Here is a 7,789-nt window from a genome sequence, read left to right on the forward strand (position 1 = left end):
GTGTCGATCACCGTCAAGCTGATCGCTCCGATCGCGATGGAAGAAGGTCTGCGCTTCGCAATCCGCGAAGGTGGCCGTACCGTCGGCGCCGGCGTGGTTGCCAAGATCATCGCCTAATTTAGCGATTATCTAAGTAGTAGCAATACGACAGAAGGGGCAGAGCGAAAGTTCTGTCCCTTCTGTTTGTGCAGTAAGGGGTGAATCGGTGTTATACTGCCGTCCCCTCCGCAGTATCCGCAGTACCTGACACATGATTGCCGGCCCGCGTGCCGGTTCGTTCTTTTTTAAGGAAATAGCATGTCCGCTCCGAATCAGAAAATCCGTATCCGCCTGAAAGCGTTCGACTACAAGCTGATCGACCAGTCCGCACTGGAAATCGTCGACACCGCCAAGCGCACCGGCGCAGTCGTCAAGGGCCCGGTTCCGCTGCCGACCCGCATCCAGCGCTTCGACGTGCTGCGTTCCCCGCACGTGAACAAGACCTCGCGCGACCAGTTCGAAATCCGTACGCACCAGCGTCTGATGGACATCGTGGACCCGACCGACAAGACCGTCGACGCGCTGATGAAGCTGGACCTGCCGGCTGGCGTTGACGTCGAAATCAAGCTGCAGTAATCGTTTCAAGCGCCCTGGCGGCCTTGCCGCCGGCGCATGCAAAACGGCCCATCTACTTCGCGGTAGATGGGCCGTTTGCTTTTGCCGTCGTCCCTGCGAAGGCAGGGACCCAAGTTCGTTGCACAGCTGGCAAACCTGGGGTCCCGCCTGCGCGGGAACGACGGTTTTAAGTGTTTCTTATCTCGACAACTGCACCAACTCCTCCGCCAGCCGGTTGTGCCGCTCCAGCACCACCGGCAGATCGACGGTCCGCAACACCCCATCCTTCACGACGACCTTGCCGTTGATGACGCTATGATTCACGTTGGCCGGCGTGCAGAACACGAGTGCCGCGACGGGATCGTGCAGCGCGCCCGCGAAGCCCACGCCATCCAGCTTGAACATGACGACGTCCGCCGACATGCCCGGCGCGATGCTGCCGATGTCGTCGCGATTGAGCACTTTCGCGCCGCCCAGCGTGGCGAGTTCCAGCGCCTGGCGCGCCGTCATCGCATCCGGGCCGAAGCCCACGCGCTGCAGCAGCATCGCCTGGCGCACCTCGCCCAGCATGTGCGCGCCGTCGTTCGACGCGCTGCCGTCCACCCCGAGGCCCACGGGCACGCCGGCGTCGACCATCTTGCGCACGGGCGCGATGCCGGACGCGAGGCGCATGTTCGAGCACGGGCAGTGCGCGACGCCGGTGCCGGTCCGTGCGAACAAATGAATGCCCGCGTCGTCCAGCTGCACGCAGTGCGCGTGCCACACGTCGTGGCCGACCCACCCGCAGTCTTCCGCATATTCGGCCGGCGTCTTGTTGAATTTCTCGCGGCTGTACGCGATGTCGTTGACGTTTTCCGCGAGGTGCGTGTGCAGCGACACGCCGTGGCTGCGCGCCAGCAGCGCCGCTTCCTTCATCAGGTCGCGCGACACGGAGAACGGCGAGCAGGGCGCCACGACGATCCGCTGCATCGCGTGGCGCGCCGCGTCGTGGTACGTTTCGATCAGGCGCTGCGTGTCCTTCAGGATCGCCGCTTCGTCTTCCACGACGCTGTCCGGCGGCAGGCCGCCTTTCGAGCGGCCCACGCTCATCGCGCCGCGCGCCGCGTGGAAGCGCATGCCGATGGTGTGCGCCGCTTCGATGCTGTCGTCGAGGCGGCAATCGTTCGGGTAGATGTACAGGTGGTCGCTGCTCGTCGTGCAGCCCGACAGGATCAGTTCCGCCATCGCGGTGAGCGTCGACACGTGGACCATCTCGCCCGTCAGGTTCGCCCACACGGGGTACAGGTTCGTCAGCCAATTGAAGAGTTCGCCGTCCTGCGCGGCCGGGATGACGCGCGTGAGGCTCTGGACCATGTGGTGGTGCGTGTTGACGAGGCCGGGGATGACGACGTGGCCGGCCGCGTCGATGACCTCGTCGGCGTCCTGCGGGAGTGCGTCCGTCGTGCCCACGCTGTCGATCACGTTGTCGCGGATGAAGACGGCACCGTCTACGATTTCGCGGCGTTGCGCGTCCATCGTGACGAGGACGCGCGCATGCTTGATCAGGAGAGTTTTGCTCATAGATTTTCCACTTTTTTAGAGTTCAACACTGCGGAAACAATGCGCGGGCACTGCGGAAACAATGTCGGGGTAAGCCCCGTCAGACCGCCTCCAGGTCTTTCACCAGCAGGGGCTGCGGGACGTCTTCTTCGTCGTCGTGCACTTCCACGGGACGATTCGGCAGCACGAGGTTCAGCAGGACAGCCATGATCGCGCCCGTGCTGATGCCCGAGCCGAAGATTTCGTTCACGAACGGAGGCAGCTTGGCCAGCAGTTCCGGACGCACGCTGACGGCGAGGCCGCAGCCGATGGAGACGGCGATGATGAGGCCCGTGCGCTTGTCGTGCTCGACCTTGCCCAGCATCTGCACGCCGGCGGTAAGAATCATCGCGAACATCATGAGCCCCGCGCCGCCCAGCACGGGCTGCGGGATCGTGACGACGACGGCGCCCAGCACTGGAAACAGGCCGGCCAGCGCCAGCATCACGCCGGTGAGGGCGACGACGTGGCGGCTCGCGACACCGGTCAGCGAGATGACGCCCACGTTCTGCGCGAACGTCGACATCGGCGGCGCGCCCAGCGTCGACGCGAACGCGGAACCGACGCCGTCGCACAACACGCCGCGCTTGAGCAGCGTGCCGCGCATCTTGGTTTCCGTCGCGGCGCCCAGCGCCATGAAGGTGCCGGTCGTTTCGACCATCGTCACGACGTAGGCGAGGGCCATCGCGAGGATGCCGCTCGGCGGGAAGCTCATGCCGAAGTGCAGCGGCTGCGGCAGCGCGAACACGGCGGCCTTCTGCACGCTCGAGAAGTCGACGAGGCCCAGGCCCAGGCAGACGGCGTAGCCGATCGCGATGCCGATCACGATGGCGGAGGCGGAGATGATGCCCTTGCCGAACTGGACGAGCGCGACGACGATGGCCAGCACGAACAGCGCGATGCCCAGGTTCGCGGGCGCGCCGTAGTCCGCACCCGGCGCCTTGCCGCCGGCCGCCCAGTCGACGGCAACGGGGACGAGCGACAGGCCGATCATCGTGACGACGACGGCCGTCACCTGGTGCGGGAACAGTTTGCGGATCTGCGGCATGAAGAAACTGCCGACGATCATGACGACGGAGCCGGCGAGCGACGAGCCGAGGATGCCCGCCACGCCATGCTCGAAACCGATGCTGATGGCCGCGCCGACGAAGGCGAAGCTGGTGCCCATCACGCACGGCAGCCGGATGCCGACGGGGCCGATGCCCTTGCACTGGATGATCGTGACGATGCCCGAGCCCAGCAGCGCCGCGTTGACGAGCGCGACGATCTGGTCCGCGGGCAATTTGAGGATGGCGCCGACGAGGAGCGGCACGGCGATGATGCCGCCGAGGGCGGCCAGCATGTGCTGGGCGGCGAGCAGGGTCGTGGTGATGAGGGGAGGGCGGTCGTCGACCTTGTACAGCAGATTGTTCATGTATGTCTCCGTCGATGTGTCCTGAACTGCGTCGGGTGGTTCGATGATTTCCGGACGGTGGAGACGGTCGACCACGGCAGGCAATCCGGGATCCGGATGCAACCGATTGCGCTGTCTCCACAATGCTTGGGCCACTCTGCGGCGGCTTGTTTTCAAATCATGATGCCCCTGCCTGCCGGCAGTGTCAACGAATTTGTATACAGTTTCTATCGAATAATAAGTAGGAGAATCCGCTCTCTCACAGAGGGAAGGCAGGGAATTTTGGCGCCCTCTGTATACAATTTTTCAAAACCGTTTTGCGTGGAAATATCAGATCGACCCGCCGGTCGTGGCCCTCTTGATAAGCCCGATAGCGACCTGATCTTGAAGAATGAACGCCCGGGAGTTGTAATTACTGAAACACATCGGTAATAATCGCGCCTCAGGAGGAAGCGATGGCGACCATGAAACAGGTAGCGGAGCGTGCCGGAGTGTCGATCTCCACGGTCTCGCACGTGATCAACAACACGCGCGTGGTCAGCAACGACGTGCGCCAGCGCGTGCTCGGCATCATCGACGAGATGCGCTACATCCCCAGTGCCATCGCCCGCAGCCTCAAGAACGACAAGACCCACACCATCGGCGTGCTCGTGCCGAACTCGTCCAATCCATACTTCGCCGAACTGATCCGCTGGATCGAGGACGCTGCGTTCGAGGTCGGCTACAACATCATCCTCTGCAACGCGCACGGCGGCGCACGGAAGCAGGCCGCCTATCTGCGGCTGCTGATGGAAAAGCGCATCGACGGCCTGGTCCTCGTCGCCAGCGGTGCCGACGACGAACAGGATCTGCTGCTGCGCCATGAAGCGGTCCCGATCGTCCAGCTGGAACGGGCGCTGCCGGGGCTCCATGCCGACCTGGTCCAGGCCGGCCAGGAAGACGGCGGGTACGAGGCGACGCGCCACCTGATCGAGCTGGGGCACCGGGACATCGCCTGCGTGTCCGGCCCAGCCGACCTGCCGCGCACGCGCGAACGCGTCGGCGGCTTCCTGCGCGCGATGGCGGAAGCGGGGCTGGCGGTGACGCCGGACGGCATCGTGCACGAGGAATTCACGAGCGCCGGCGGCCACGCGGCATTTACGCGCCTGCTGGGACGGGAGCACCGGCCAACGGCCGTATTCGTCACGAGCGACCTGATGGCGCTGGGCGGCCTGTGCGCCGCCGGTGCGTCCGGGGTGCGCGTGCCGGCGCAATTGTCCGTGGTGGGCTATGACGATATTGCCGGCGCGGGCTATGCGCTGCCGCCGCTGACGACGGTGGCGCCGCCCAAGCGCGCCATGGCGCAGCTTGCGATCGAGCTGCTGATCGATCGCATCCGCGGCCAGTACGCGCCGCTGCGCAACACGGCGCTGGCCAGCACGCTCGTCGTGCGGGCATCGACCGCGCCGCCGCAATGATCCGTCAGGTGGCCGCCGGCTCGCGCGCGTCGTGCAGATGCAGCCGCTGCGTCGGAAACGCGAGCTCGATCTCCAGCGCGGCGAAACGGTCCATCAGCTGCAGATAGATCTCCTGCTGGATATCCATGTAGCGGACGTAATCCGCCGACTCCACCCAGTACACGACGTCGAAGTTCAGCGATGGTGCCACCATGCCGGCGAAATGGGCGCGGTCGAACGTCACGCCTTCGTGCGCCTTGACGAGTTCCGTCAGCAGCGGCGGGATCTGGCGCAGCTTGTCCGTGGGCGTGTCGTACGCGACGGCGACCGTGAACGCGACGCGGCGCCGGCTCATGCGCGTCATGTTCTGCAGCCGGCTCTTGAGCAGGTCCGCGTTCGAGAACACGAGCTGCTCGCCGCCCAGGCTGCGCAGCCGGGTCGTCTTCAAACCCACGTATTCCACGGTGCCCAGGTATTTGTCGACGATGATGAAGTCGCCGACGACGAAGGGTTTGTCGAGCACGATGGACAGCGACGCGAACAGGTCGCCCAGGATGTTCTGGACGGCCAGTGCCACCGCGATACCGCCGATCCCCAGCGAGGCGACGAGGGTCGTGATGTTGACGCCGAGATTGTCCAGCACCATCAACAGCAGCACGGTCCACAGCACGGTTTGCGCGATGAAGCCGACGGCCGCCGCCGACGTGGCGCGGGCCGGGTCGCCGGCGCGGTTCTGGTAATAATCCGTCAGCCAGGCCCGTAGGGCGCGATGTCCCCAGACGGCGGCCTGGATCAGGCCCGTGACGATGGCGGCCCGTGTCGCGAACGAATGCACTTCCGGCGGCAAGACAAGAAACTTGCTGCCGGCGAACAGGCCCATGATGACGATGGCCAGCAGCCGCGTGCCGTCGAGCGCTTCGACGACGATGTCGTCCAGCCGCGTCTCCGTGCGCTCGGCCAGCTTGCGCATGTGATGCACGCCCAGTCGTTTCGCGATGTACAGCGCCAGCGCGACGCCGGCCGCGATGCCGAGGGCCGTGAGCCAGGCCAGCGTCGTGTTATCGAAAAATACTACATTCATCCGATCATCCTTTCCGGTGGTTGCGGTGGGATTGCTCAGGCGGCTTCGGGCAATGCCTCGGTGCCGGCCGCCGCGTCGGCGACGGCGGCGAGGAACTCCCCGCCCCAGCGCGCGACATCATGGTCGGCGACGATGGCGGCCATGCGCTCCGCGCGATAGGCGGCCTCGTCGGGCCCCATTGTAATGGCGCGGTACAGCCTGTCCGTCATCGAATGCGCGTCGTAGGGATTCGTCAGCAGGGCGCCGTGCAGTTCGACTGCGGCGCCGGCAAATTCCGACAGGATCAATACGCCCGGCTTGCCGACCGCGTGGCGTGCCGCGATGTACTCCTTCGCGACGAGGTTCAGGCCGTCGCGCAGCGGCGTGATCCACGCGATGTCGCAGGCCGCGTAATGGGCCAGCACGGCCTCGAACGGCAGCGAGCGATAAAAATAGCGTACCGGCACCCAGTCCAGCGTCGAGAAACGCCCGTTGATCCGGCCCACCGTGCGGTCCAGTTCTTCGCGCAGCGTGTCGTAGATCTCCATGCCGGGCGCGGCGGGCGTGATGATGTTCAGCAGCGTGACCTTGCCCGCCAGCGCCGGATGCTGTTCCAGCAGGCGCTCGAACGCCTGCAGCTTTTCCAGCGACCCTTTTACGTAGTCCAGGCGCTCGATCGAGACGATGCCGGTGCGGCCGGCCAGGTAGCCGTCGATCTCGGCGAGATCCGCCGCGACCTGCGGCGTCTGCATCAGGCGCCCGATCAGCGCGACGTCCGTGCCGACCGGATGGGCGCCCAGCGCGACGCGGCGGCCGCCGGCCTCGATCGCCGTCGTCGTCGTGTCGACGCCCAGCGCGCAGCCATAGGTGAGGAAGCGGGGCGCGCACGGGGCGCTGGCGACGACCTCGACCGGCGCACAGGAGCGGGCCGCATCGACGAAGTTCTCGACGTAGCGGGGGATGTGGAAGCCCACGTAGTCGCATTGCAGCAGGCTGGCGACGATGTCGCGGCGCCACGGCAGGATGTTGAAGACGTCGCTGGACGGGAAGGCGGTGTGGTGGAAGAACGCGATCTTCAGGTCCGGGCGCAGCGGGCGCAGGAACGCGGGCACCATCCACAGGTTGTAGTCGTGCACCCAGACCGTGGCGCCTTCCGCCGCCTCGCGCGCGGCCTGCTCGGCGAACAGGCGGTTCACGTCGAGGTAGCGTTCCCAGTGGTCCCGGCGGAATTCGGCGCGGTCCGGGAACGAGAAGATGATCGGCCAGAACGCCTCTTTCGAAAACTTTTTATAGAACAGGTCCACGTCCTCCCCGGTCAGCGCGATGCGTGCCGCCTGCAGGTTCGGATACTGCTCCGGATCGACGGGGACGTGGCTTGCAAAACCGTCCGGATCGCGCGAGTCCTGCTGCGACCACGCGACCCAGGACCCCGTGCGGCCGCCCGAAAACAGGCTCAGCAGGGTCGGCATGATGCCGTTCGGGCTTTTCGGGCGGCGCCGCACGGCCACGCCATCCTCGACCGCCTCGTCGAACGGCAGCCGGTGGTAGACCATCACGAGTTCCGCCTTGCCGGGCAGGTGCGCGACGTCCGCCGTGCCCGCGTGATGGGTGCGCAGGCCGTGGTGGGCGAGGCCGTCGAGGATGCCGCCGCAGCCGGCATTTTCCGCGATGAACACGCTGAACGACCTGTCGCTGTTCGAGACGGGCTTGCGCGGCGTGGTCGTGGGC

Annotated in this window: 6 protein-coding genes and 1 pseudogene; 3 read left to right on the top strand and 4 right to left on the bottom strand. The window is 65.8% G+C overall.

Annotated elements, in window-relative coordinates; all coding sequences use genetic code 11:
• A pseudogene (locus tag ACEN88_RS19705) lies at positions 1–117 on the top strand (elongation factor Tu); the annotation flags it as partial.
• 180 nt (positions 118–297) lie between these two features.
• Complete coding sequence (gene rpsJ / locus ACEN88_RS19710) at positions 298–615, top strand: 30S ribosomal protein S10 (protein WP_005663509.1); 318 nt, start codon at positions 298–300, stop codon at positions 613–615.
• A 177-nt stretch (positions 616–792) separates the two neighbouring features.
• On the opposite strand, the gene ACEN88_RS19715 is transcribed toward rpsJ, so the two are convergent.
• Both ACEN88_RS19715 and ACEN88_RS19720 read right to left on the bottom strand, forming a co-directional pair.
• Complete coding sequence (locus ACEN88_RS19715; protein WP_413342244.1) at positions 793–2,154, bottom strand: 8-oxoguanine deaminase; 1,362 nt, start codon at positions 2,152–2,154, stop codon at positions 793–795.
• Positions 2,155–2,233: 79 nt separating this feature from the next.
• Entirely contained in the window at positions 2,234–3,586 is a 1,353-nt protein-coding gene (locus ACEN88_RS19720; RefSeq protein WP_413342246.1) for a nucleobase:cation symporter-2 family protein, read from the bottom strand.
• Between the two features lie 434 nt (positions 3,587–4,020).
• Between ACEN88_RS19720 and ACEN88_RS19725 the strand changes: the two genes are divergently transcribed.
• Complete coding sequence (locus tag ACEN88_RS19725) at positions 4,021–5,022, top strand: LacI family DNA-binding transcriptional regulator (RefSeq protein ID WP_413342248.1); 1,002 nt, start codon at positions 4,021–4,023, stop codon at positions 5,020–5,022.
• A 4-nt stretch (positions 5,023–5,026) separates the two neighbouring features.
• Here the strand turns inward: ACEN88_RS19725 and ACEN88_RS19730 are convergent, their stop codons facing one another.
• The gene (locus ACEN88_RS19730) at positions 5,027–6,082 is read right to left on the bottom strand and encodes a mechanosensitive ion channel family protein (RefSeq protein ID WP_413342250.1); all 1,056 of its coding nucleotides are present in this window, start codon (positions 6,080–6,082) and stop codon (positions 5,027–5,029) included.
• 35 nt (positions 6,083–6,117) lie between these two features.
• Positions 6,118–7,789, bottom strand: a 1,672-nt coding sequence (ggpS, locus tag ACEN88_RS19735; RefSeq protein ID WP_413342252.1) for a glucosylglycerol-phosphate synthase, incomplete at its 5' end; no start/stop codon positions are given.

The sequence above is a fragment of the Massilia sp. CT11-108 genome, from assembly GCF_047302915.1.
Lineage (GTDB): Bacteria > Pseudomonadota > Gammaproteobacteria > Burkholderiales > Burkholderiaceae_D > Telluria > Telluria orientalis.